21 protein-coding genes are annotated in these 25,600 nt (G+C 40.1%); 7 read left to right on the forward strand and 14 right to left on the reverse strand.

The window, feature by feature from the left end:
- Positions 1-23: 23 nt before the first annotated feature.
- From GGR21_RS18460 to GGR21_RS18505, 10 genes are all read right to left on the reverse strand, one after another.
- Positions 24-1,790 (reverse strand): ArnT family glycosyltransferase, encoded by a 1,767-nt coding sequence (locus tag GGR21_RS18460; RefSeq protein ID WP_183308747.1) that lies wholly within the window; start codon positions 1,788-1,790, stop codon positions 24-26.
- A gap of 871 nt (positions 1,791-2,661) precedes the next feature.
- A complete protein-coding gene (locus GGR21_RS18465; protein ID WP_183308748.1) occupies positions 2,662-3,261 on the reverse strand; it encodes a porin family protein in 600 nt (199 codons plus the stop codon).
- 143 nt (positions 3,262-3,404) lie between these two features.
- The gene (locus GGR21_RS18470; RefSeq protein ID WP_183308749.1) at positions 3,405-6,068 is read right to left on the reverse strand and encodes a valine--tRNA ligase; all 2,664 of its coding nucleotides are present in this window, start codon (positions 6,066-6,068) and stop codon (positions 3,405-3,407) included.
- A gap of 143 nt (positions 6,069-6,211) precedes the next feature.
- A complete protein-coding gene (locus GGR21_RS18475) occupies positions 6,212-7,210 on the reverse strand; it encodes a malate dehydrogenase (RefSeq protein WP_183308750.1) in 999 nt (332 codons plus the stop codon).
- Between the two features lie 79 nt (positions 7,211-7,289).
- A complete protein-coding gene (locus GGR21_RS18480; RefSeq protein WP_183308751.1) occupies positions 7,290-7,880 on the reverse strand; it encodes a sugar O-acetyltransferase in 591 nt (196 codons plus the stop codon).
- Between the two features lie 13 nt (positions 7,881-7,893).
- Entirely contained in the window at positions 7,894-9,198 is a 1,305-nt protein-coding gene (locus GGR21_RS18485) for an anaerobic C4-dicarboxylate transporter family protein (RefSeq protein WP_183308752.1), read from the reverse strand.
- 136 nt (positions 9,199-9,334) lie between these two features.
- A complete protein-coding gene (gene uvrB, locus GGR21_RS18490) occupies positions 9,335-11,350 on the reverse strand; it encodes an excinuclease ABC subunit UvrB (RefSeq protein WP_183308753.1) in 2,016 nt (671 codons plus the stop codon).
- Positions 11,351-11,569: 219 nt separating this feature from the next.
- The gene (gene cdaA / locus GGR21_RS18495; protein ID WP_183308754.1) at positions 11,570-12,346 is read right to left on the reverse strand and encodes a diadenylate cyclase CdaA; all 777 of its coding nucleotides are present in this window, start codon (positions 12,344-12,346) and stop codon (positions 11,570-11,572) included.
- Positions 12,347-12,446: 100 nt separating this feature from the next.
- Positions 12,447-13,313, reverse strand: a complete 867-nt coding sequence (locus GGR21_RS18500) for a GNAT family N-acetyltransferase (RefSeq protein WP_183308755.1) — start codon at positions 13,311-13,313, stop codon at positions 12,447-12,449.
- 18 nt (positions 13,314-13,331) lie between these two features.
- Positions 13,332-14,234, reverse strand: a complete 903-nt coding sequence (locus GGR21_RS18505; RefSeq protein WP_183308756.1) for a DUF2156 domain-containing protein — start codon at positions 14,232-14,234, stop codon at positions 13,332-13,334.
- Positions 14,235-14,404: 170 nt separating this feature from the next.
- On the opposite strand from GGR21_RS18505, the gene GGR21_RS18510 reads away from it, so the two are divergent.
- A complete protein-coding gene (locus GGR21_RS18510) occupies positions 14,405-15,013 on the forward strand; it encodes a response regulator transcription factor (RefSeq protein WP_183308757.1) in 609 nt (202 codons plus the stop codon).
- 104 nt (positions 15,014-15,117) lie between these two features.
- Complete coding sequence (locus tag GGR21_RS18515) at positions 15,118-15,819, forward strand: hemerythrin domain-containing protein (protein ID WP_183308758.1); 702 nt, start codon at positions 15,118-15,120, stop codon at positions 15,817-15,819.
- On the opposite strand, the gene GGR21_RS18520 is transcribed toward GGR21_RS18515, so the two are convergent.
- The gene (locus GGR21_RS18520; protein WP_183308759.1) at positions 15,820-17,295 is read right to left on the reverse strand and encodes an O-antigen translocase; all 1,476 of its coding nucleotides are present in this window, start codon (positions 17,293-17,295) and stop codon (positions 15,820-15,822) included.
- A 158-nt stretch (positions 17,296-17,453) separates the two neighbouring features.
- Here GGR21_RS18520 and GGR21_RS18525 point away from each other — a divergent pair, with 158 nt between their 5' ends.
- From GGR21_RS18525 to GGR21_RS18545, 5 genes are all read left to right on the forward strand, one after another.
- Entirely contained in the window at positions 17,454-17,651 is a 198-nt protein-coding gene (locus GGR21_RS18525) for a Sec-independent protein translocase subunit TatA/TatB (RefSeq protein ID WP_183308760.1), read from the forward strand.
- Between the two features lie 96 nt (positions 17,652-17,747).
- On the forward strand, positions 17,748-18,170 hold the full coding sequence (locus GGR21_RS18530; protein ID WP_183308761.1) for a hypothetical protein: 423 nt from the start codon (positions 17,748-17,750) through the stop codon (positions 18,168-18,170).
- A gap of 68 nt (positions 18,171-18,238) precedes the next feature.
- A complete protein-coding gene (locus GGR21_RS18535; protein WP_183308762.1) occupies positions 18,239-18,739 on the forward strand; it encodes a DUF5034 domain-containing protein in 501 nt (166 codons plus the stop codon).
- A gap of 2 nt (positions 18,740-18,741) precedes the next feature.
- Positions 18,742-19,515: a hypothetical protein gene (locus GGR21_RS18540; RefSeq protein ID WP_183308763.1), complete on the forward strand. Its 774-nt coding sequence runs from the start codon at positions 18,742-18,744 to the stop codon at positions 19,513-19,515.
- 64 nt (positions 19,516-19,579) lie between these two features.
- Positions 19,580-20,530 carry an NAD(P)-dependent oxidoreductase gene (locus GGR21_RS18545; protein WP_183308764.1) on the forward strand — a complete coding sequence of 317 codons (951 nt, stop codon included), beginning with the start codon at positions 19,580-19,582 and terminating at the stop codon, positions 20,528-20,530.
- 40 nt (positions 20,531-20,570) lie between these two features.
- Here GGR21_RS18545 and ung read toward each other — a convergent pair whose 3' ends face one another.
- The 3 genes from ung to GGR21_RS18560 form a co-directional block, all read right to left on the reverse strand.
- Complete coding sequence (gene ung, locus GGR21_RS18550; protein ID WP_183308765.1) at positions 20,571-21,233, reverse strand: uracil-DNA glycosylase; 663 nt, start codon at positions 21,231-21,233, stop codon at positions 20,571-20,573.
- Positions 21,234-22,198: 965 nt separating this feature from the next.
- Positions 22,199-23,374, reverse strand: coding sequence for a C1 family peptidase (locus tag GGR21_RS18555; protein WP_183308766.1), 1,176 nt, complete (start codon positions 23,372-23,374; stop codon positions 22,199-22,201).
- Positions 23,375-23,402: 28 nt separating this feature from the next.
- Entirely contained in the window at positions 23,403-25,496 is a 2,094-nt protein-coding gene (locus tag GGR21_RS18560) for an HD family phosphohydrolase (protein ID WP_183308767.1), read from the reverse strand.
- Positions 25,497-25,600 lie beyond the last annotated feature (104 nt).

Raw genomic sequence — 25,600 nt, forward strand, 5'->3', positions numbered from 1 at the left:
GTTTCTCAGTTTGTGCTCTTTTCTCAGTCTTTTTTCTTTATTCTGTAAAAGCCGATCTCTCCCTTATATTCATTATACTTGTCACTGGACTCTAACAGGGTGAACTCGTAATCTTTATACTCTTCCTGTATTCTTCCGTATTCATCTTTCAATGCAATAAAGAAACCTGTATCGGGCATTTCCAGAGCAATGTTTTTGAAATTATTATGAAGATAGAAATTCAATCCGTAGAAGTTGCGGTATTTCAAAAGATCATTGGTTACATATACATTTCCCGTCAGCTCATACTTCTCAGACAGCCTCTTCGCAAATGGACGTACAGAGTAGCCATCCTTAAATCCTTGCAAAAGGTACGCATCCATAAAAATATTGATTGCCAGCATAACTCCAAATCCAGCCATAAGTATCTTCACATTCATTTTCTTGCGAAGCAGGTAAATACTGTTTATTATAGCCCAAAGTAATACAGTAATAGCCAGTAAGCCCCATATTCCGGGCTGAATAAACATATCTGAAAACAACTTGAAATCGCGCAGAGTACGTTCTCTTTTCGATATATGGTAAGATAATTCCTCTACATCGATAAGACCTGTGTATGCCAGACCGACAATCGCCAAGGCCAATATAGAAATGCCGACCAACATAGATGTTGAGATGCGTACAGCCATTGGCTTCGCATCGGCCAGATAGATAAAAAACCTCGCTATAAATATAGCCAGGAACGGATAGACCGGTAGTATATAAACACTTCGTTTCGATAGAGGAATGGAGTAAAATATCAAAGAAATAACAACGACTGTCAGGCTGAATAGTAAAACTTTGTCCATAGACATCAGCTTATTGAAGGCATTTGTAATAGTCTCTTTGAGGGAAGATTTGGGTTTGCTATATTTTATAAAGAACAAGGATATTACCAAAAGAAGTGTCCATGGTAAAAATCCTGATAGTAAATAGACACCATACATCCAGAACGGGTTTTCATGTCCTAATTCATATCCTGCACCCATTTCTGAAGCTGCCATATGTGAAAATCTGCCTACATTTTCAAACAATACCCTGTCGAGGAATGCATCTCCTCTTATTTGGTATGCTGCATAGTACCAGATAAAAGGAATAATAATAGCCGGTAGCCCGAGCATAATGCATTTAAGGGTGGCTTTCAGAAAGTTTTCTTTTTGAATTAGCAAAAAGACTCCAAAAATCATGCATGGAAGCAAAATACCTACAGGTCCTTTCGATAATGTCGCCATACTCAACAGGAACCATACCGATAGAAGCTGGCCTGTTCGTCGCTTTTTATACCATGTATACATCTGTATGAGACCTGCCACAAAAAAGAAAGTAAGTACCATATCTACCCGTGTAGTCATAGCTGCGCGGTGTACTTCAAAGCAGGTGATCAGGATCAGGCACGAAACAAAGGCCTCTAGCACAGGTCGCCTGCGGGCAAAGAACATAAAACAAATTCCGATCATCGCGATAAAAGCCAGAGCTGAAGGCAACCGTGAAGTAAAAGGTGTAACTTCTCCCTTGTTGAGAAGAAGGGAACACCCGGCAATAAGCCAATGATTTAAAGGAGGTTTATACGCAAATTCATCTGCATAATTGGAAGGGATAACCCATTCTCCTTTTTCTATCATAGATATGGCTAACACCGCTTCGCGAGGCTCTCCTTTTGTATAAAAATCTCCCAGGCCAATCCACGGCAACGTTGATAGAGTGGCTATAAGTAAGATGAGAAGGAGAGGCTTTTGTAAATAGAGTGTTTGCAGAAAATGTGATTTCTTCATATTTCTCTGGTTGAATCTTTGTGCAAAGATATATTTTTATCGCATTTGATGATCATAAATCGATATATATTTAATTGTGAATATTATAAATAAAATCAGTTAACCAAAAAGTTACAATCAACAATCGCCGAAGCGAAGGCGAGGCAAATGTTACATTTTTGTAATAATTTTCACAGTACATGACAAAAAATATTTTACATATATCTAAAAGGCTTATTATGTTTCCCTTACAGGGCGTAACCTCTTGGGCTATAAGTACCCGGGGCGTTGCCCCGGGCTAGAATATATCAGGCTTTCAGCCTATTTCCTTTCCGGATGGCCTGAAAGGGCTACATAATAAAGCCCAATGGCAACGCCTTGGGTCGGGAAACATAAACCCTGAAAGGACGCCCTGTAAGGGCAGTATAGGTTTATATTCTATTTTTTGTCATGTACTTATAATAATTTTATCCTTTTCATTTTTAACAAAAACCTGACAAACATGACAGATTCAGTTAACAGTAAACAATGCATTTAATTTTTCATTCTTCATTGGAGCATCGGCATATTATCACATTTGCTCATTGTTTATCCTATAGATAAAGAACCTGAATAATTATAACAAACACCCAATACCATACACAAAAGTGCCGGGGGTGCCAGTCTTTAAAAATTAACTGCTATATGAGTTGCAACAATTACGATTTAATTATTGATAGATTTTCTCTTTTCTTCAACTTCTTCAGATTTTATGCGTCAAAGATCCCTGATGGTTGATATGTCTTTTAAGAACCTCATCTAACGACAGACAGATGCACAAAAGGCTGCCCAAATTCAATTCCCTTTTGGACAGCCTCAGTTATCTGTTTATATAAATCCCGGTAAACTAATATCAGAATTTATATCCTACACTGATATACGCTGCACGATTTTTTGTTTTTGTGTCCTTAATTACTTTTGTCAGACCCTGGTCGGCACCAAGGCTTACATTTATTTTGTTTAAGAATTCGACACCTACAGCCCCACTAATACCAAAGTCGAAACGGTTGGAATCATCATTAAAGAAATCCGTGTTTTCTATTTCTTTTGCATCCCATTTTATTTTTCCACCTACACCATAAGCCAGATACGGCCCCAGATGAACAAAAAGTTTCGTGCCGGGAACCAGGTCGAATTTATATCCGGCATGTATGGGTAATTGCAGGTACATTGCGTTATAGGTAGCCTTGCTATCTACTCCCGAAATTAAACTTCCGCTTTTAGCACCTTTAGTTGTAAATTCGACACCTGACAACAGGTAGAAACTGCTTGGCAATGCCAATTCCGCAGTTAATCCAATATTAAAACCGACCTTAATGTCATCTTCCATTTTTTGTATCTCTGACAAATTCATTCCGGCTTTTACGCCAAACGATACAGGAAATTGAGCAGATACATTTACACTTGCTGCCAGAGTGATAAGCAACAAAAAAGAATTTTTGATAATTTTCATAATATCAGCTTATTAATAGATTATATATGCTTTAGAACATTCTAAAATTAAGTAAATAATTCTATTTAACAAAAAAACGTTAATCACCGGATAAAAAAAATGGAGACTTCAGGTCTCCATTCCTATATTTGGCCTAGCTAAACTCAATTGCCTGCATTGCTCAGATTAGCAATACTTTCTTTTATGGTTTTTATTTTACTTTCTGCATCAGCTTCTTTCTTGCGCTCGTTGTCTACGATCTCAGGCTTAGCATTGGCAACGAATTTTTCATTACTTAGCTTTTTTCTTACCGAGTTGATAAAACCTTCGAGGTAAACAAGCTCTTCATTCAGCTTTTTCAGTTCGGCTTCTATATCTATATTGTTACCCAACGGAACAGAAAACTCTGTCGTACCGACAAGGAATGATGCGGCAGTAGGATCTTTTTCTGTTGTATAATTAATGCCTGAAAGGTTAGCCATTTTTAAGATAACACTATTGAATTCCGTATTATAATCTCCGACAACTTCCAATGTCAGTTCTTCTTTATTCGGGATGTTCTTTTGCAAACGGATGGTGCGTACCCCGGCAATAGTTTCCTTTACTTTTTCGAATGAAGCAAGTAATTCGGCATTAAAAGCTAAATCCTTCGGCATATCCGATATCATAATGCTTTCCCCGTCTTTTCTTTCACTTAATGCCTGCCAAAGTTCTTCGGTAATAAACGGCATAAACGGATGAAGCAGACGAAGTAGCGAATCAAAATAGGCTAGGGTTGCTTCATAAGTATTCCTGTCTATCGGTTGTTGATAAGCAGGTTTTACCATTTCCAGATACCATGAAGAGAATTCATCCCAGAACAGTTTGTAAACAGTCATCAATGCTTCCGACAATTTATATTTTCCGAATGAGTCATCAAGTTCGGCAACAGTCTTTGCCAATATATTTTCGAACCATTTGATCGCTGTTTTTGCCGATTCTGGTTGCTCTATACTATCGTTAACTTCCCAACCTTTTACCAGACGGAAAGCATTCCATATCTTGTTGTTGAAGTTACGTCCCTGTTCGCAAAGACTTTCGTCAAATGGCAAATCATTACCGGCAGGCGAAGTGAGCAGCATACCCATACGCACGCCGTCGGCACCGTATTTCTCCATCAGTTCGATAGGATCGGGTGAATTACCAAGCGATTTCGACATCTTACGTCCCTGTTTATCGCGAACGATACCGGTAAAATATACATTGTGGAAACAGGCTTCACCACGATATTCATATCCTGCCATGATCATACGTGCCACCCAGAAGAAAATAATTTCGGGAGCGGTTACAAGATCATTCGTCGGATAGTAATAGTTTATATCCTTATTATCAGGGTTATTGATACCATCGAAAACGGAGATAGGCCACAACCACGAAGAGAACCACGTATCAAGGCAATCTTCATCCTGACGGAGATCGAAGCCTCCCCTAGCCCCTCCGAGGGAGGGGTATTTGGCAATTGCCAATTCTCTTGCTTTCTCTTCGTTTTCGGCTACTACATAGCCCCAATTTCCCCCTTCGGGGGGACTAAGGGGGGCTTCAATATAGTAAGCAGGTATCTGGTGACCCCACCACAATTGGCGGCTAATATTCCAGTCCTTGATATTCTCCATCCAGTGACGGTACATATTCTTGAACTTCGCAGGATGGAATTTGATTGTATCATTTTCTACAGCATCCAATGCTGGTTTTGCCAGATGTTCCATTTTCAGGAACCATTGCATCGACAGTTTCGGCTCGATCGGCACATGCGTACGTTCCGAGTAGCCTACACTATTGGTATATGGTTCAGCTTTTTCGAGCAAGCCTAAATCCTGTAAATCTTTCTCTATCTTCTTACGCACTTCGAAACGATCCATTCCGGCATATTGAAGCCCGTGCCCGTTGAGCGTGCCATTGTCATTCAGGATGTCGATACCTTCCAGATTATGTTTTTCACCTAGCATATAGTCGTTCACATCATGCGCAGGTGTTACTTTCAGAAATCCTGTTCCGAATTCCATATCCACATAATCATCTTCGATGATCGGCACGACACGATTTGCAACAGGTACAATTACCTTTTTACCTTTCATATGAGCCGTTTTCGGATCATTCGGATTGATACACACGGCAATGTCTCCAAAGATCGTTTCAGGGCGTGTGGTGGCAACAAGAATGTAATCATCTTCTCCCTCTATCTTATACTTCAGATAATACAATTTCCCGTGTTCTTCTTTATGGATAACCTCTTCATCCGATACGGCGGTTTGTGCCGCAGGATCCCAGTTCACCATGCGAACACCACGGTAGATCAGTCCTTTATTATAAAGATCAACAAAGACTTTGATCACACTCTCGGAACGTTTTTCGTCCATAGTAAAACAAGTCCTGTCCCAGTCGCAGGACGCTCCCAGTTTTTTCAACTGTTCGAGAATGATACCTCCGTGCTTATGCGTCCAGTTCCATGCATGTTTCAGGAACTCCTCACGGGTAAGATCGTTTTTGCTGATCCCTTCGGACGCAAGTTTAGCTACAACCTTCGCCTCGGTAGCGATAGATGCATGATCAGTACCGGGTACCCAGCATGCATTTTTGCCCATCATGCGGGCACGGCGCACCAGTATATCCTGTATGGTATTGTTAAGCATATGCCCCATATGAAGCACTCCGGTGACGTTTGGCGGAGGAATGACTATCGTGAACGGTTCGCGATTGTCTGGCTCGGAATGAAAATATTTATTCCTAAGCCAATACTGATACCATTTGTCCTCTACTTCAACAGGGTTGTATTTACTTGCAATTTCCATGATTAATAGTTGATTATCATTTTGAGGGAACAAAAATACAAAATAGTTTTGTATAAAATGTCTTAGTTTAAATACGTAGTGCACTAAAATATCGAAACATTTTAGTGCACCATGCAAAATATATATAGTATGGAAATACTATATTATAGATTACTGTTAATATTTTTCCACTCACTAATAGGAGGAATAACCTTCGAGCTGATCAAAGAATCTCTCAAATCACAAAGATGTTTATAACTTTCTTCCAATTCGCTGAGTTCTTCGGGTGTTCCCTTTATGTCTTTATAGTGAACACCTGTCTTATCTAAAACAGTTTCCATAGCCATCATTATATGATTATACGCTCCATCTGACACGTATACACCTACAGGCCAGTTAAATTTCTCTCCTCCCATCGCAGACCGTATCATTCCCAATGAAAGTACAGAAGGGCTTTGGAAAGAAGAGCGTCCCCGAAGTTCCATAATTGTTCTTCCACCCTGTATTACTTTTTGCTTTATATCGTCCCATTGCCCGGAAGTCAAAGCCGGTGTACCGATCAATTCATTTAATGGCTTCCCGTCAATTTTAGTTGTAGATGAAAATACGGCCATCTGTTCACCGTGCCCTCCATACGTCCTGCAATTTTCAACTTTATCGGGATCAACATGGAAATGTTTCGATAATTCATTACGCAATCTCGTACTATCCAAAGCTGCAAGAGTAGTTACCTGCGAAGGTTTCAACCCTGAATATAAGAGAGCCAGAAGACCTGTTATATCTGCCGGATTAAAAATAACCACAATATGTTTTACCTCAGGACAATAAGCTTTTACATCTTTTCCGAATTGAATGGCGATCTCGGCATTGCCTTTCAGCAGGTCTTCGCGGGTCATCCCTTCCTTGCGCGCTGCTCCTCCAGAATTCACAATGTATTTACTGTCTTTTAGTGCCTCTTCTATATTGCTGGTATAGGTTATGTTCAACCCACTAAATCCGCATTGCAGCAATTCTTCGGCAACTCCTTCCAAACCTTTGGCATAAGGGTCATATAAACAAATATTTGAAGATAAACCCATTAAAATAGCAGATTGGGCCATATTAGAACCAATCATACCTGCAGCACCCATTATGGTGAGCTTTTCTGACGTTATAAATTCCATATTGTTCTATTCAAATTAGTTTTTAATTATAACAATTATCCGTTTAACAAAGTTTGATATAAAAGAAGACGAGGATATTTTATTCGAAATACTTTATCACCTTCGCCGGATTGCCTACTGCCAGACAGTTAGCAGGAATATCTTTAGTTACCACACTGCCCGCCCCGATTGTAGTATTGTCGCCGATAGTGACTCCCGCAAAAATTATCGCGCCTCCTCCTATCCACACATTCGAACCGATAACCACAGGTGCCGAATAGGTATTCCAGAAAGACGGAGCGTCTCTGTCATTGGCCGGATGTGTTAATCTTTCATCCGGCTCAACAGGATGAGTTACCGCATATATCTGTACATTAGGGCCGATACCTGTGTTATCTCCTATCGTAATCGTATTACAATCGAGAAAAGTACAATTCATGTTAATCTCGCAATTATTACCTATATGTATATTTTCTCCGTAATCGACATATATAGGCGCAGATATCCAGACATTCTCGCCTCTCGAACCAATGAGCTCGTCCAATATTTTATCGAGCAATCCTTTGTCTGTGGTATCTGCCAGAAAATACTCCTTCATCAGTTTCTTCGAAAGATGCCAACGGGTTATCAGCTCCTTATCTGCTGCATTGTAATATTCGCCTGCCAACATTTTTTCTTTTTCTGTCTTCATCGTATCTATTTTCTCAATGACCTATCAAAGTTATTAACAGCAATCCGGTGCATACTGCCCCGATAGTAGCTATTAACCCGGGAAACATGAATGAATGATTAAGTATCCATTTTCCGATACGTGTAGTACCGGTACGGTCGAAGTTGATAGCGGCAACAACAGTAGGATAGTTAGGCAGGAAAAAATATCCGTTGACCGTAGGGAAGAGTGCGATCAACATCCATGGTGAGATACCGAGGGTTAGCCCCAAAGGCATTAATGCCCGGACTGTGGCCGCCTGGCTGTATAGCAATATTGACATAACAAACAACGCTATCCCGAATATCCACGGCATAGACCTGACTACTCCTTCTATTGACTCCTTCAGTTCCTGCATGTTGCCATTGATAAATGTATCGCCCATCCAGGCAATACCGAATATGGCAACAACAGCCTGCATCCCCGCGACGAATACTGAGCCCTGCGCTGCTTTTATTCCGTTGGTATTTGTCAACAGGAGGATGACCGCCGCCGCCGAAAGCATCAATATTTCAATAACAACAGGCATGCCGATTTCCTTTCCTCCTATATTCCGTAAATCCTCCACAGACCCGAAAAGAATAATCAAAATCGTAGCCAGAATGAAAATCAATACAGAGAGCCCTGCTTTACTTTTCAATTTATAGTTCTTTTTTTCTTCCTTATTTTCATCCTCAAACATCCTCTCTTCAAGCCGTTTCAGATATTCAGGATCTTCATGCAGGTTCTTTCCCATACGCATACTGAATAATGCTCCCAGCAATACACCAATCAGGGTTGCAGGTATGGTTATCATCAAAATATCGATCAATGAAATTTTAAACCCGGCCAGCATGCTAAGTAATGCGACTGTAGCAGCCGAAATAGGGCTGGCCGTTATTGCCTGCTGAGAAGCTATAACGGCGATGGAAAGAGGACGTTCGGGGCGTATTTTCGTTTCGTGTGCTACCTCAGCAATAACAGGCAGTACAGAATAAGCCACATGGCCTGTACCGGCTACGAACGTAAACAGATAAGTTACCATTGGTGCATATAGAGTGATGTGTTGCGGATGTTTACGCAGAAACTTTTCTGCCAGCGACACCATCAGGTCAAGACCTCCGGCGGCCTGCATACAGCCTGCGGCAGCAATTACGGCAACTATCATCAGCATCACATCTATTGGCGGAGAGGTGGGTTCGAGGCCAAAGCCAAAGACCAGGATTGCAAGTCCCAAGCCTCCCATTACTCCCAATCCGATACCCTGTATACGGGCACCGACGATGATAGCTGCAAGAATGAATAAGAATTGTAATAACATAGATTATATCTTTTCAAATAAGGTCACAGACCTTTTTATTACCTTAGTAAGGATTAAATCTAAAGCCAGTTGTAATTAAAAACAAGATTATTAAATACATCCTGTTTTTTCAACATTTTTGATCGATATAAAGTTCTTATTTTTCCTTCAATACCTCTTCCAATCTTATTATCTGATCACGGAACTGCGCCGCTTCAAGGAATTCCAGTTTCTTGGCAGCGGCAGTCATTTGTTTTTTCGCTTTTTCAATGGCTTTTTTCAGTTCGTCCTTGCTCATGTATTCTATCTTATCTTCTGAAGCAATGGCCATATCCTGTGCTTCCTGATGGTACGACTTAACCAAAACCTGCTCCAGTTTACGCAGGCTAAAGACCGATGTATGCCCTTTCTTTATCTGGCGGGGAATAATACCATGTTCTTTGTTATATGCCATTTGCTTTTCGCGGCGACGATCGGTTTCGTCAATAGTCTTTTGCATACTTTCGGTAATCTTGTCTGCATAGAAAATCACTCTCCCGTTCACATTACGGGCAGCACGTCCGACAGTTTGTGTCAGCGAACGGTGTGAACGAAGGAAGCCTTCCTTGTCAGCATCCAGTATAGCCACCAGCGAAACCTCAGGCAGGTCGAGACCTTCACGTAAGAGGTTAACCCCAACAAGCACATCGAATTGCCCTTTACGCAACTCATCCATTATCTGTACACGATCCAGCGTATCCACATCCGAATGGATATAGCTACACTTTATACCGCTGTTTATCAAATAATTTGTCAGCTCTTCTGCCATCCGCTTGGTCAGTGTGGTTACCAGTGTGCGCTCATTTTTTTCAACCCGGAGCTGTATTTCTTCCATCAGGTCGTCTATCTGGTTCAGGCTCGGTCGTACTTCTATCGGCGGATCAAGCAGTCCGGTAGGACGGATAAGCTGCTCAACAACCACTCCCTCCGACTTCATCAGCTCATAGTCGGCCGGGGTTGCACTCACATATATTGTTTGCGGTACAAGCGCTTCAAATTCCTCAAACTTTAATGGACGGTTATCCAGAGCTGCCGGAAGGCGAAATCCGTACTCCACCAGATTTTCTTTACGGGAATGATCACCTCCATACATGGCCCTTATCTGAGGAATGGTTACATGGCTTTCGTCTATTACCATAAGAAAATCATCGGGGAAGAAGTCGAGAAGGCAGAATGGACGGGTGCCGGGTTTACGATTGTCGAAATAGCGGGAATAATTTTCTATACCCGAACAATGCCCCACCTCACGTATCATTTCCAGATCGTAAGTAACCCGTTCATACAACCGTTTTGCTTCCAATGGTTTTCCGATGGATTGGAAGAAATCGACCTGCCGTCCCAAATCTATCTCTATCTCGGATATTGCCCTGACCATCCTTTCCTTGGTAGTAACAAACAAGTTTGCCGGATAAATACGGAAATCGTCAAAACTCTCCATTTTTACTCCGCTTACCGGATCGAGACATTCGATGCTTTCGATCTCGTCTCCCCAGAAAACGACCCTTACCACAGGGTCTCCATAAGCAAGGAATACATCTACCGTGTCGCCTTTCACCCTGAAATTACCAGCCTGAGGATCGACTTCGTTACGGGAATATAATGCACTTACCAGTGCACGGAGAAACACATCGCGAACCAGTTTTTGTCCTACTTTGATGGAAATCGTAGAGTTCTCGAAGTCTTCGGGATTACCCATACCATAGAGACAGGAAACTGAGGAAACTACGATAACATCACGTCTGCCCGACAATAATGAGGTTGTAGTGGCAAGACGTAGTTTTTCTATCTCATCGTTTATCGAGAGGTCTTTTTCAATGTATGTATTTGTCGAAGGAATGTATGCTTCAGGTTGATAATAGTCATAATAAGAAACAAAATATTCGACTGCATTCTCTGGAAAAAAGGTTTTGAATTCGCTGTATAACTGTGCTGCCAGTGTTTTATTATGGCTCAGTACCAGAGTAGGTTTTTCGACGTTCTGAATAACATTGGCGACAGTAAAGGTTTTTCCCGATCCTGTCACCCCCAACAAGGTTTGTGAGGGAATATCCTGAACCACGCCTTCGGATAAAGCGGCTATCGCAGCCGGCTGATCTCCTGTAGGTTTATAATTTGAAGTGAGCTTAAATTTCATTTTGTCTATCCTTTCTTAATCCAAAGATAAGAAGAAGTATATATAAATTATTTACAATTGATATTTATTCTGATAATACAATATTCATACCATAAGTTCCGGATGATTTTTTATAAAAGAGTTGTATGCAAAACAGAATAAACCGGTAGTTGAAGAATTTTATATTAAAGGTTATAATCAGGCTCTATAAGAAGCAATCCCCAAAAAGGATGAAAGAGACTATCTCTTTTTCTTTCTCATTGTCCCTATCAATAATTCCTGTAACCGTTCAGGAGTGATATTTGCTTCTATTTTGCCTTCACTGGCAAATGATATCTTCCCCCTTTCCTCGGAAATGACGATCACTTTTGCGTCTGTCTCCTGCGAGAGTCCTAATGCCGCTCTGTGCCTCAAACCGAATGCTTTGGGTATATCCTGATTCTGCGATACAGGAAGAATGCACCCCGCTGCCTTTATTTTATTTCCGGCAATTATCATCGCGCCATCGTGCAGAGGTGAATTTTTGAAGAAAATATTTTCTATCAGGCGGGTACTGATATCAGCTTCTATCATTTCTCCGGTTTCTTCAAAATTACCGAGTTTTATTTCCTGTTCTATCACAATCAGGGCTCCGGTATATGTTTTGGCTAAATTCATACAAGCCAGTACTAAAGAAGTAACGACAGAATCGTTAAGTTCTCCTTTATCTTTCGACCTGAACAGACGGGAAAAGAAACGGAAAGTACGGTTTGATCCCAAAGAGATCAGAAAACGGCGGATATCGTCCTGAAATATGATGATAAGGACAAACAGCCCGATATTGACAAATTTATCGAGAATAGCTCCCATCAGGCGCATCTCGAAAACCTGTGAAACCAATATCCAGATAATGATAAAAGCCAAAACCCCGTTAAAGATAACCCCAGTCCCTGATTTGGAGACAACACGGTATACCTGATACATTACTGTTGCTACCAGCAGGATGTCTACAATATCTTTCCAGGTAAAATTATCCATATATTATTGTGGGTTTATCGAAGTCCAAAGATAATTGTTTTCTTCCAGAGAAAAAGCATATAAAATATGTTATCCTGTCCGAAATAAGATTTTTTATAGCTTACTCCAGCATCAGATTCATTATAGGATTATGGTTCCCAAAAAACTGATGGTATTTACGATCTGTTTCCTCCAGTCTGAACCCGAACAATAAACGGCACAACAGACAAATATCCACTTCCAGATCAGCCTTTTCGTCCGACTCCACAATAAGCTCCACTTCTCCTCTATTTATGAGATAAATAAAAGATTCTCCGGTATCATCATTTACTTTTATCCTGAAATGTTGCATGAGGTTATCTTTTGCATACAAAGTTAACAGTGTCCATGCGTCTATAATCCGGGACATACCCGAGAGGTTCGTTTTTACCGGACAGTTTTCTGCTATAAAATCTTCCTTTATCGCCCTGAAATCAGATTCTGTTTTTTGTACACAAAAATTTATTGATCTAAATAACGAATCAAATTCCTTATAGGCAGCCTTTTCACCGGGGTAAGTATCTATAATCTCTTTTAATGGGATAGGATTGTCGTCTTTTTCAAACACTTGTTCGTATCCATACTTTTCATAAAAGCCGTAAAGCCAGTCCTCGGCAGGTATAAGTATAGCCAAAGGAATATTCCTTTGCAAAATCACTTCATGCGCTTTGTGTATCAATTGAGCCATGAACCCCTTCTTCCTGTATTCGGGAAGCGTGCACAATCCTGCCATATAGGCAAACGGGATCTCCTGTTCATAGAAAGTGATTGTATAAGGCAGCATTTGCAGAGATGCCACAACTTTTCCTTCTTCAAAATACAGCAACGTGTTTTCGGGCTTATACTTATATTTAAAAAAAGTGTCTAAAAACTCTTCTGTGTCACCGAAACAGGTTTTCCACATCTGACGTACAACAGGGGTAATATGTTCATCTGCAAATTGGATCATAGGCTAAAGATACATCCTTTATTTGACTAACGGAATCAAAATCGCCTCTTCCAGTAATAAGTCGGGATAGTAAGACAATTTTGCTTTACGGAGATTTTCCATTCCCATGTCTTCTTCACGGTTGATATAAGTAAATTCCGACGCCTCGTGTTCTATAAATTGCTGGTTAATGATTGTATAAGCTCCATTAATTCCTCCGAAGGCTTTTTCCACATGCACAACAAAAGTATCATTGGTAAGCGGCTCGCCAATAGTAAACGCAACTATCCGTCCATTCACCCTGACAGCCCCACCCCGAAGCTGTAGTATATCAAAGTCACGGAGTAATATTTTGGTGGCGATGTAATCGTAACGCTGCGAGAAATCTATTTTCGCAACATTTACTTCTTCCCATTCATCAAGCATCCGGGAACATTCATCCAGTTCTTTCCGGGATGTCAGCGGAAAATACTCCCAGTCTGGGTTATCAGCCTTGAAACGGTTGATATGGTTACGTTTACTTTGCAGTTTCTTGCCCGAAAGTTTAATCAGCCTCTCAGAAAAATAGAGGTATTCATCGTTGTTTCTGTCAGGTATGTAGTAAAATGTATCGGGCATTTCATGCTGTATTTGTTCCCACATCTTTTTACTGATCCCTTTCATCTGGAAGGGAATACGGTTTTCCTCCGCATCTTGCATTATTCTGCCGAATGCTTCCCTGAGAGGCATTTTACCTATAGGCATCATATAGTAAAGCTGCCCGTCAGAATCCTGAAAACGGAGAAAAATAGTCTTATGCTCTATCGCAAATACCGTTTTAAATTTGGCGTTCCATGCATACAGATTGGCAAAGCAAAAGTCGCATGCACGGTATTGATTTCCGTCAAAACAGGCATCTATATCCTTCTTGTCAGATAGTGTAATTTGTTTAAAGTTGATCATAAAATGTTAGTATAACTCCGTTATTTTTAACAAAACTAACTAATTATTGTTTATATAATATGTGCAATAGATATATATTTATACTTGATAACATTTGTTTATAATATTTTTTATGACGAAATTTGCCTCTTATAAAGAATCATTCCAGATAAGAAACTGTCATAAGAAAGATGTCGAATACGAAAAAAGTATTGGCTGTTGCCGAAACATCATATATTATCCGTAAGGGCTTGGTCTATGTGCTGTCCCAGCTGTCGAGCGTAGGGAAGGTCGTGGAACTGAAAGAAATGGAAGATATTAGTTATCAGTTGAGCATATTGCAACCCGATGCCGTGCTTATCAATCCCATGCTTCTGGGACATTCGGCAAGGCAGGATGTACGCAATCAGCTCAATTTAAATAAAAAAATAGCGGTTATAGCTCTGGTCTACAATCTTATAGATGAACAATTTTACCGTTCATACGATGCCATAATCAGAATCAATGACTCGGAGTCGAAGATAGAAGAAACATTGCATAACTGCCTGAATAAAGAATTAAATCCACAGTCGGATCAGGAAGAACTGAGCGACAGGGAAAAAGAAATACTGATAAGTGTGGTCAAAGGCATGAGTAATAAAGAAATTGCCGAACATCACAACATTTCTATACATACGGCTATTACACATCGCAGGAATATAACCCGCAAGTTAAAGGTGCACAGTATATCGGGACTTACTATATATGCGATAATCAATAAGTTAGTAGATATTTCCGAAATAAAATATCAGGACGAATAAGGTCGCAGACCTCTTTATTTCTTTTGTAGGTATAACTGTTTAAGTTGTTTATAACTCTAAAATTATCGTTAAATACATACTTTCTATTACTTAAATATAAAGTCATGCAAAATATAACAATCATATTCAAAAAGTCGATGAAAATGTCGGAGCTGATAGATGCCGACTACCGGCTTCTGCTTCTGCTGAACAAACTGAATATTTCGCTGGGGTTCGGGGAGAAGAATGTAGATACTGTATGCAGGGAAAACGGATTCGATCCTGATTGCTTCATCTTTCTGGCAAATTTCCAATCCAACAAATCGATCATAAATGTACAACAAGTCTTTAATACACTTCCATTAGAACCATTCCTGCAATACCTGAAAGGCTCGCACAGTTATTTTCTGGAGATGAGACTACCCAATATCCGACGCAAGCTGGAACTGGTTTTTGCCGGATCAGACAAAGGCTTGCAGCATGTAGTACTCGATTTTTTCGATAACTATACCAAGGAAGTGGAAGAACACATGCAGTATGAAGACGACACTGTATTTCCTTATGTGCGCTGCCTGATGAGCGAATCATGTAAAGACAGCTACTCGATCAATATCTTTGAAGAAAGGCATAATGACATTGAAGGAAAGATGAACGACCTGAAACAGATATTGATGAAATACGTTCCGGGAACCACCGACCAGATGTTGATGGTAAATATACTGATGGAACTCTATATGGCGGAAGAAGAACTGGAAGCACATACTTACATCGAAGACAGCCTTGTGATACCCCGGGTAAAGGAAATGGAAAAGAACCGGAAAAAATAATTACTCTTTTTTTCTAAACCAATTTTTCAGATCATCTATACTAAAGACCTTTCTCAGATTGTAGTATGTATATGCTAATGATATACATAATACACTGATACCCAACAACAGACTATCCGGGTAGTAATAAGCTGTGTGAAAAGCAAAGCAGATTAGTGCCAGATTTATCAAAGCCATCATCATAACGTCCTTGTTCCAGCGGAATCCTGCAATTTGCATTCCAATCCAGAATACAAAAGGAAAATATACCACATAAGCTATAAAATAACCGATACCCGACGCATCCACCCCATATTGAGGGTAAAGGAAGTAAGCAGAAAGAAGATAAACGACATAAAAAGCCACCTCTGTTATCAAAAACATCAGGCCTTTGTTTTTGGCCAGCATAATAAACGCGACAGGCCAGCTCATTACTTTCAGGAAGGTGCCCAATACCTGCCATTGAAGGATAGTAGCCGCATTCAAAAATTCGGACGAATAGAGTAATTTCAACACTAAGCCGGAGAATACCAACATACCTACAATAATAGGAGTCGCTATCAGCAATACAATGTAGCTCTGTTCGTTTACGAGTTTTTTCACTTCTGTTTTATTCTCAATGATAGCTGACAAGCGGGGGAAAAAGTCCGATCCCATCGATCTTAGTATTAGGCCCAGATACACACTTGTTATAGCCCACGATGCCTGAAACAATCCTGTGGCTTCTACACCTATATTCTTTGTTATAAATGCACGGATAAGGAACATACTTACTGTTCCCACCAGTCCCGATACTACAATATAGATTCCTAGCTTTAAAGTATCCATTCCACCGGAAAAAACTTCTTTCAGCGGAATTTTTACTTTTTTGAGATGCTGTTTCCTGTAATAATATTCCACACAGAGAAATGAAATAAAACTGCTTACAACAAAAGCCGGAACAATGCCGTCAATTCCCCAGATAAAATAAATAGGTATTGTAAATATCAAACTTATAAAACTTCCCAAAATAGTAGTTTTTGCCATTTCGGGAATCTTTCGCAACCCCTGTAATATGGACGATCGTCCTGTTGTTATTACTACAAAGAATACACAAACCGACAACAAGGCTATATGCAGGGCATACTCCCCATTGCCGAATGCCCAGTTACTTATCGGATAACCTAAGACAATACATGTAAGTAAAGCAAGTAGGGCTGTTGTCCGGAACCACAAATTAAACCGTGATACCGTCCTTTCGAGGGTGGTTTTATCTCCTTTAGCACTTGTCATTGCTATTTCTTTTACGCCCGAGGTATCCATACCCAGACTATAAGTCGAACGCATAATATCAATGACAGACTGTAATATCCCGATGAGACCGATCCCCATCGTACCCAGTAACACAGCAATAATTTTTGTACGTATCAGCCCGATAAGGATAGTGATGACCTGCGACCCGCCGAAGATGGTCGTAGACTTTAGTATCTGGTTATATGACGTATTATCTTTTTTCAACAGACAAGACTTTGAATTTTGCTAAATTAGTCATAAAAATACAGCATTTTCGTGCACAAATATTGTAATAGATAAAAATATGTGAAAAAATATACGAAATAACTATATTCTGATTAATTTAGCAGGACTAAATATTAATACATTAAAAATCAGTACGGATGAGCACACTCTTATTTTTAGGAAACCTTGGTACAGGGGAAATTATTATTATCGCAATAGTTGTATTACTTCTTTTCGGAGGTAAAAAAATACCTGAACTGATGAAAGGATTAGGTAAAGGTATTAAACAATTCAAAGACGGAGTTAGTGGTATAGAAGACGATATCAAAGGTTCTATCGAAGAAGAAAGAAAATAATATCAATCAGATACAAATAATTGAAAACCCGGACTTATATTTGTCCGGGTTTTCTTTTTTATGCAACAAAACAATTAAAAAAATCATCATAGTAATATGGATATATGTATAGATTTTGACGGAACATGTGTAACACATGATTTTCCCGAGATAGGGAAAGATATAGGAGCAGTCCCTGTTCTGAAAGAATTGGTGGAAAACGGACATCGCCTGATTCTTTTTACAATGCGCAGCGACCGTAAAAAGAAAAAAAAAGTGAACGGAGAAGAAGTTATCGTAGAAGAGAACGTGTTGACCGAGGCTGCACAATGGTTCGAAGATAATGAAATAGCATTATACGGCATCCAAAAAAATCCCACACAACGTTTCTGGACTTCTTCACCAAAAGCATACGGCCATCTTTATATCGATGACGCCAACCTGGGTTGCCCGCTGATCTTAGATGAAGAAATGTCAGACAGGCCTTTTGTAGATTGGGTATCAGTCAGATTAATGCTAAAGGAGAGGGGCATTCTTTAAAATCTATACAAAATTTCATTTTCGATATTTTCACAATACCCAATATAAATCTTTTATCTATTTTGACAATGAAAATGAAATTCTATTTATTGCCTGTATTGGCATTTATAATTTTTACAGCGACATCATGTCCGGAAGAGGATGGTGATGTCTATCTGGTAAATATCGAAGTGGTAAATCTGGATAATTCCGGGGAAGATGCATATATCTCTGAAGAGCCTGTCAACCGGAACGCTTTTGTTATTGGTGTAAATTATCTTGTAGGATATACCCCGAATGAGAAGAAACCTTTTTCTTTTAACAAGAAATTTTCTTACGACAATATAGTAATACTGAACTTTCCGGATAACCCTACGATCATCTGCAATGAGGATTTCGATGAAGATCATCCTGCAAACAGCGATGTTACAAAGTTCTTTAAAATCTCTACTCACAATGACAGGGATTACGACATGTTACTCCTTTTAATGGAACCTCCGGTTACCGGAACATATTCTTTCCGGGTAGTGTTCAATTGCCCCAACAATGTTGTGATAAAAAAAGAGACCGAACCTGTAACTTTATTCTGACTATGAAAAAGATTTTTATATTACTCGTCCTCATTCCAACGTTTTGCCTGAATATAAATTCCCAGGAACTGAACAGAAAAAAATTCTACATGAGTGCGGCAGTGGAAAACACTTTCAAACTGAATAACTGGTTCAATGATGAAATGTATAACGATGCTATGTTCAGTCCCAGTACTTTGGCTTTCTCATTCAGGCTCGATTGGCGAATCTATGATAACTGGGGTATATGGGCATCATACGGATTTGCCAACCTTCGAAAAGCAAAAGCAATTCCACCGGATATGAATCTTTTCGATAATATCGATCTGAATGATTTCTATATGAAAGACCGGACTATAGTCGACAGAAAGAATGATATGTACGGCTTTGGAGCAAAAGCTATGATCGGGCCTTTCTATAAACATGAGAGCAATAGATGGATTTTCACAGGCTCTATGGGTTTTGGGATGGGTAACACTGGTTCTCCCAGAATGAGTTATACATTGAAGAAGATAGATAGTAATCTTGCTTATGATGTAAAATATAACTGGTTCGGCAATAAAAGAAAAGATGAATATAAGGTGATGGGAATACTATATGCAGAAGTAAAAGCCGAAAGAAAGATATCACAAAAAATAAGCCTATCACTCGGTATGACTTATACCCAACACTTTGCAAGGCCAGAATTTACAGCCAGAATATATGATCATTATGACCAGAGTCTTATCCATGAAATCAGCCAAAAAGGCAACTATGCAAAAGCTTTGGGAATTGTTTTGGGTGTGGGATTCTGGTAAAAATGGCGTGTTTCTGAACAAAATAAGGTCAGAAATATGTTATAATAAATAACAAACTTTGATTATGAAAAAAATACTAATGGGATATGACTTCAGACGGGAAGGCTTTACAGCCCTTGAAGACCGTTTCGAAGTGATTTATCCTGAAAACGGAAATTTCTCACTGGCAGAAATAATTGAAAAAATATCTGATGCGGATGTACTGGTACCCAGTTTTTCCTACCGCACAGATAAAGATATTATTGAAGCCGGAAAGAATCTGAAAATTATTGCCAATTTCGGAGTTGGATATAACAATATAGATGTCGATTATGCTACCTCTAAAGGTATAACCGTGACTAATACACCACAAGCTGTACTGGAGCCTACCGCCGAATTATGTTTTGCCCTTATGCAGGCTACTGCCCGTAGAGTCGGATACTACAATTATAAGCTCCATAATGGAGCCAGACTCGACTGGAGCCTGTATGGGGAGCTGGGTATGCCATTATACGGGCAAACTCTGGGAATCTATGGCATGGGACGTATCGGGCAGGCAGTCGCACGTCGTGCAGTGGCCTCGGGAATGAATATTATCTACCATAACAGAAACCGGCTGTCTGAAGATATAGAGAGAATATATAACGCCCGGTACGTGGATTTCGATACCCTGCTTACTGAATCGGATATTATCAGCCTGAATGCACCTTATACTGAAGAAACTTTTCACCTGATGGGAGAAACCCAGTTCAGGAAGATGAAAAAGACAGCTATACTAGTGAATACTGCCCGGGGACAACTGGTAGACGATGAAGCATTGATAAACGCGTTGAAAACGGGGGAAATCTATGCTGCCGGACTCGATGTATTTCCGAACGAACCGAAAATACCCGAAGGATACCTCGCTCTCGACAATGTAGTGCTTTGCCCACACGCCGGAACCAAAACCTTAACCGCCCGCACAGAGATGGCAAAGGAAGTGACTAAAAATATTATCAATTTCTTTGAAGGAGGGGAAATAAATAAGGTGAACTGATCTAGTCCACCTTTTATTTTATAGTTGTGTAGATACTCTATTACCATTGAATAGGCTCCACCCCTTTCGATTGAAGATATTTATTCGTTTCACTGAAGTGATTGTTCCCGAAGAACCCGTTATGAGCCGATAATGGCGATGGATGCACCGATTTCAGAATAAGATGTTTTGTGGGATCGATAAATGAAGCCTTTTTCTGTGCATATGATCCCCATAGGATAAATACCAGGCCTTCCCTGTTTTCTGCCAGTTTACGGATAGCGGCATCGGTGAACTCTTCCCAGCCTTTCCGTTGATGTGAACCTGCCTTATGGGCCTCAACTGTTAGTGTTGCATTTAACAAAAGTACCCCCTGATTAGCCCAGCGTGTCAGATCGCCTGAACGTGGTACGGGAATACCAAGATCCCGGTTTATTTCCTTAAAAATATTCACAAGCGATGGTGGCGCCTGAATCCCTTCGGGAACAGAAAAGCATAAGCCGTGTGCCTGCCCGTCGTTATGGTATGGATCTTGTCCGAGTATGACTACTTTTACCTTATCGAAAGGAGTATGCTCGAAAGCGTTGAAGATCAATTTCGCCGGAGGAAACGTCTTTTTGGTGCGGTATTCGTCTCTTACAAATCCTGTCAACTTTATAAAATAATCTTTCTCAAACTCATCTTTCAGCTGCTCCTTCCAGCTTTCCTCTATTTTTACATCCATGGCTAAATAGTTATATTAGTATTAAGTTATTCTATTACAGGTAATGGATATAAAGATAGTCTTTTTCGATCTATGAGCGAAAAGATTATTTATTAATGAACAAACACAGGAAAATTTCAGATGGTTTTCCGAAGCTTGTGGGAGCGAACCTGCATTTTTTTCAGAGTAGTTTATCTATATAGGAATAGAGCCCCCTCCGGTTCCCCCGAGGGCAGGGCTGTTAAGTTCTGAAATTTATACTCTCTCTGCCGTGTTGAACGGAGTGAAACATCTCTTGTAAGATAAGAAATCCTTCGTTTCACTCAGGATGACAGCAGAAAATAACAGAACAAAGCAGAGAACTTAACAGCCCTGCCTCCGAGGGGGAGGAACAGAGAGAGTATCGGATAGTTACAAGCTACTTTGCCCTATGGGCAGTTACGAGTTACAAGTAATTTTTGTTGACTGTTAACTGAATCTGTCAGGTGTGTCAGGTTTTTGTTAAACCACAGAGTAAACGGAGTCACACGGTGTTTTTATTTATAAATCAAATGTAGGGAATCATTTGTTAGCTGTTGACTAATATTGGATAAAGGCTAATAAAATGCGATCTTTGAAAATTGATATATTGAAAGGTAAATAAGAGAAATCACATCAATATGAAAAAAGTATGGATGAAAAAACTTGAAAAACATATAAAGTTTGTAAAGTTTTCACACTTAGTACTTACAATTTGCTATCGGCAGAGCCAAAAGTAAAATTCATGATTGGCGCATCTTCAAATTTTAGCCCCTGCATTATAACTATTAAAAAAGAGGCTGTCCCAAAAGTAAGATTACACTATCAAAGTGTTACTTTCTTTTGTCATTCTGAGTGTAACGAAGAATCTCAACTCTCAAAAGAAGATCCTTCACTCCGTTCAGGATGACAGAAAGAAATCAAAAATTACTTTTGGGACAGCCTCTTCTCTATGTGTCATAAAGATATTACTTAAGTCCTAATTTCGAAACTACACCTCCAGGTAAGGATTCCTTATTAATAACAATACTCATGGTTTTGTATTTCACAAAAGCTTCGGAAGCGTACCAGATACCTTTGTATTTACCTGTTTCGCCCCATGAATTTTTCACCATATAGTATTTATTGCCGTTCTGGTCTTTGGCAATACCATATATCTGCATGCCATGGTCATCAGTAGTTTCCTGATTATCATAAGCTATCTGGCGCATTTCCTGGGTGATCACTTTTTCTTTTACCGGACCTTCCTCTAATTTTTTGCGGATGGCATTATTTCTGTCATTCTGAGATAAGCCTAGCCAGTGCGCCTGATCGGAACCTACATTCTCAGGAGCTTCGTCATCGGGAATCACTGCGATACCATTGCGGGTAAAACCATTCTCACTAACGTCTGTTGCCCAAGCTATAGTGTAACCGTTATTCAAAGCATGATCTACTACCTGCATAAATTCGTCGATAGGCAGATTATAGGAGTTTGACCAGCGCCAGTTATCTGGAATTTCCAATGCAAACGGAGCATAAAACGGATGATGGGTATATGAAGTAAGAGAAATATAATTCTTAGCTTCCAATCCCAGAGATTTGGCAAAGGACTGTGGCGTATAGGATTTTCCCTGATAAGTAAAGTTCTGAGGCACTACTCCGAAAAAGGCATCGAGGATACCATTCAAACCGTCTTTCCATACCGGAGATATCTTCCTGTTTTTCTTTGCAGCGATTCCTTTCACATAACCTGCCAATCCGGCTTCAACTTCACCGTGACGGTGAGAAGTTTCCCCATAATTCAGTCCTGTATAGTCTGTATCAGGGATAACTCCGTATTCATCGAGTGTTTCTACGACATCAGCAAATGAACCACCCTGCGCGAAGTTAAGGTTACCACCTACACGCACATATTTATCGGCTTTGTCGGCATAATTGCGACGGACGATGTACATATCCGAAAGATCATGCTCGCCTTTACCTGTGCGGATAAGTTCGGACTCGAGGAAGGCTACTCCCGAGAAACTCCAGCAGGTTCCGCTGTTAGCCTGGTTCTTAATCGATGTAATAGGATTCTCTTTGACTACTGTGAATTCGTAGCCCTGCGCATTTAAGGAAGCTGTTGCAATCATGGCAACGGCTGCTAGAAATAACTTTCTCATATTAAATTCTTGTTTTGTTATTATGGTATTAAACTGTAATTTCTTCTTCCCCACCCTCTTTCCTTTTTAGTTCGGGATAAGCAACGCGCAAATGACGCATGCTGATCAGCTTTTCGATGAATGTTTCTTTTACCTGCTCAATATCCCTGAAAGTTATGGGCGCATTTTTCATCAGGCCATCAGCAACCTGTGTGTCTATCAGCCTTTCCACGAGTTCGGTTATTGCTTCCCTGCTATTATCTTTGAGACTTCTGGAGGCAGCTTCAACGGTATCGGCCATCATCAGTATGGCCATTTCTTTTGTAAACGGATTCGGTCCGGGATACATAAAATCGGCTTCATCAACAACCTCTTCAGGATGACTGTTCACATACGAATTATAGAAATATTTAGCTCTTCCTTTTCCATGATGAGTCTCGATGAAATCGATGATCTGTTGCGGAAGATTATGTTTCTTAGCTATCTTCACACCTTCTGCCACATGACCGATGATAATACGCGCACTTTCTTTTTCGGTTAGCCCCGCATGCGGGTTCATCCCCTCCGACTGATTCTCGGTAAAGAATATAGGATTCACCATTTTACCTATATCGTGATATAAAGCACCTGTACGCACCAGGGTAGCATTTGCCCCGATACGATGTGCCGCCGAAACAACCAGGGTGGATACTTGCATAGAATGCTGGAATGTGCCGGGTGCAACTTCAGACAATTGCTGTAAAAGAGGACGGTTGGTATTGGATAGTTCTATCATGGAAACTTCGGAGATAAAACCGAAAACCTTTTCGCACATATATACCAACAGATAGGCAAATGACACAAATATGAAGTTTATACAGAAGTATATATAAATCCTGTAATTTTCTCTGATAATAGAGATATCTCCCTCTGTGCACAGTACCCATGCGGTATACGTCACAATATAAGTGAGCAGGATAAGCAAAGAGCAATAAACCAGCTGGGAACGCTCCGACAGGTTTCTCAGGCTGAATATGCACATGTAACCTACCAGTGTCTGTATCACTATAAATTGTGCCATCTGGGCAAGAGGTAGCATCAGGGCGCAGATCACAACTGTGATCATATGAGTGGTCATCGCTGTGCGCGAATCGATAAATGTACGGATAAGTATTGTTGGTATGGCAAACGGAATGAGATACATCAGCGTAAACATCTTTGTGTCGGCCATCAATGCTGTTATAATAGGGAAAATAATTATCATCAGCAGTATAAAAATGATATTCTTCCTGTTATTATATTCGTGCAACCGGTAGAATTTCAGGTAAACCATCAGCGACATGATCAGCAAAGAGATCATCACTATTTCACCAAACATCAGCCAGCCGGGTTTTGCCTTGGTGCCAACTTTTCCTGCCAGTTCCCGGTTATAGGAATCGAGGATATTCTTTGTGCGGGCATCGACAATCTCGCCCCTGTCTATTATCTTCTCGCCGGATTGCACTTCTCCTTCATACAGTGCTACCTGCTTCAGCATATCCTGTTTTATGCTATTTGATTTTTTTTCGTCGAAGAATACGTTTACATTCAGGTAATCATTCAGGTTTAAGGCATGTAAATCATTGGTATTTATATAGGCAGGCGCATCACTTATTATCTTATCATATGCTTGTTTGGGTGTGTAAAAAGATGCCAGGTGGCGGGTAGAGAAGGCATTGCTGTTTTCGCTGCGTAGCTGCAATTGCTTTTTGGGCAGTTGCTGCACCTTGTCATAGTCTTCGGCCGAGATGATCCCTGCCTTGTAGACTTCCGTGAATTTTCTGTTCACATAACTGATATAATCGGAAGGAATACTTTTTGCCTTTCCATCCTGCCCGAACTGAGCAGCGGCAACCTTCCCTACATCCTGCTTCGATTCGTAATAAGGCATGTAAGAATTAAGTATACTATCATGCTCTTGTTGTATCTGTACATCAGATTTATGTATGTGAAAATTGAACGGTGCAGTGAGAAGCCCATATTGCCATGGACGATTTTCGGTGTATGAGTATTTATATTTGCCCTCACGAGGGAAAAAATAAAAGATAACTACAATCGTTGCTATAAAAAATACAAGGGTAGGAATTTTGAAGTTCCCGTTGAATAACTTATTTAATTGTGCCATAAAACTATGGTTTTAAAGTACAAATCTACAAGTTTATTTTTTATTATAATAAGAATATAGGAATTAATAGGATAGTTTAAAGTTTTAATAATAGGGTAAACGAC

It is taken from the genome of Dysgonomonas hofstadii (assembly GCF_014196915.1).
GTDB lineage: Bacteria > Bacteroidota > Bacteroidia > Bacteroidales > Dysgonomonadaceae > Dysgonomonas > Dysgonomonas hofstadii.

Excerpts from the sequence above, each read along its gene's own strand:
- GGR21_RS18535 (WP_183308762.1), top strand. The coding sequence starts at position 18,239 with ATGAAAATGAAATTCTATTTATTGCCTGTATTGGCATTTATAATTTTT.
- GGR21_RS18560 (WP_183308767.1), bottom strand. The coding sequence starts at position 25,496 with ATGGCACAATTAAATAAGTTATTCAACGGGAACTTCAAAATTCCTACC.
- GGR21_RS18460 (WP_183308747.1), bottom strand. The coding sequence starts at position 1,790 with ATGAAGAAATCACATTTTCTGCAAACACTCTATTTACAAAAGCCTCTC.
- GGR21_RS18465 (WP_183308748.1), bottom strand. The coding sequence starts at position 3,261 with ATGAAAATTATCAAAAATTCTTTTTTGTTGCTTATCACTCTGGCAGCA.
- uvrB (WP_183308753.1), bottom strand. The coding sequence starts at position 11,350 with ATGAAATTTAAGCTCACTTCAAATTATAAACCTACAGGAGATCAGCCG.
- GGR21_RS18475 (WP_183308750.1), bottom strand. The coding sequence starts at position 7,210 with ATGGAATTTATAACGTCAGAAAAGCTCACCATAATGGGTGCTGCAGGT.
- GGR21_RS18540 (WP_183308763.1), top strand. The coding sequence starts at position 18,742 with ATGAAAAAGATTTTTATATTACTCGTCCTCATTCCAACGTTTTGCCTG.
- GGR21_RS18530 (WP_183308761.1), top strand. The coding sequence starts at position 17,748 with ATGGATATATGTATAGATTTTGACGGAACATGTGTAACACATGATTTT.
- GGR21_RS18510 (WP_183308757.1), top strand. The coding sequence starts at position 14,405 with ATGTCGAATACGAAAAAAGTATTGGCTGTTGCCGAAACATCATATATT.
- GGR21_RS18555 (WP_183308766.1), bottom strand. The coding sequence starts at position 23,374 with ATGAGAAAGTTATTTCTAGCAGCCGTTGCCATGATTGCAACAGCTTCC.
- GGR21_RS18505 (WP_183308756.1), bottom strand. The coding sequence starts at position 14,234 with ATGATCAACTTTAAACAAATTACACTATCTGACAAGAAGGATATAGAT.
- GGR21_RS18470 (WP_183308749.1), bottom strand. The coding sequence starts at position 6,068 with ATGGAAATTGCAAGTAAATACAACCCTGTTGAAGTAGAGGACAAATGG.
- ung (WP_183308765.1), bottom strand. The coding sequence starts at position 21,233 with ATGGATGTAAAAATAGAGGAAAGCTGGAAGGAGCAGCTGAAAGATGAG.
- GGR21_RS18500 (WP_183308755.1), bottom strand. The coding sequence starts at position 13,313 with ATGATCCAATTTGCAGATGAACATATTACCCCTGTTGTACGTCAGATG.
- GGR21_RS18480 (WP_183308751.1), bottom strand. The coding sequence starts at position 7,880 with ATGAAGACAGAAAAAGAAAAAATGTTGGCAGGCGAATATTACAATGCA.
- GGR21_RS18485 (WP_183308752.1), bottom strand. The coding sequence starts at position 9,198 with ATGTTATTACAATTCTTATTCATTCTTGCAGCTATCATCGTCGGTGCC.
- cdaA (WP_183308754.1), bottom strand. The coding sequence starts at position 12,346 with ATGGATAATTTTACCTGGAAAGATATTGTAGACATCCTGCTGGTAGCA.
- GGR21_RS18525 (WP_183308760.1), top strand. The coding sequence starts at position 17,454 with ATGAGCACACTCTTATTTTTAGGAAACCTTGGTACAGGGGAAATTATT.
- GGR21_RS18545 (WP_183308764.1), top strand. The coding sequence starts at position 19,580 with ATGAAAAAAATACTAATGGGATATGACTTCAGACGGGAAGGCTTTACA.
- GGR21_RS18515 (WP_183308758.1), top strand. The coding sequence starts at position 15,118 with ATGCAAAATATAACAATCATATTCAAAAAGTCGATGAAAATGTCGGAG.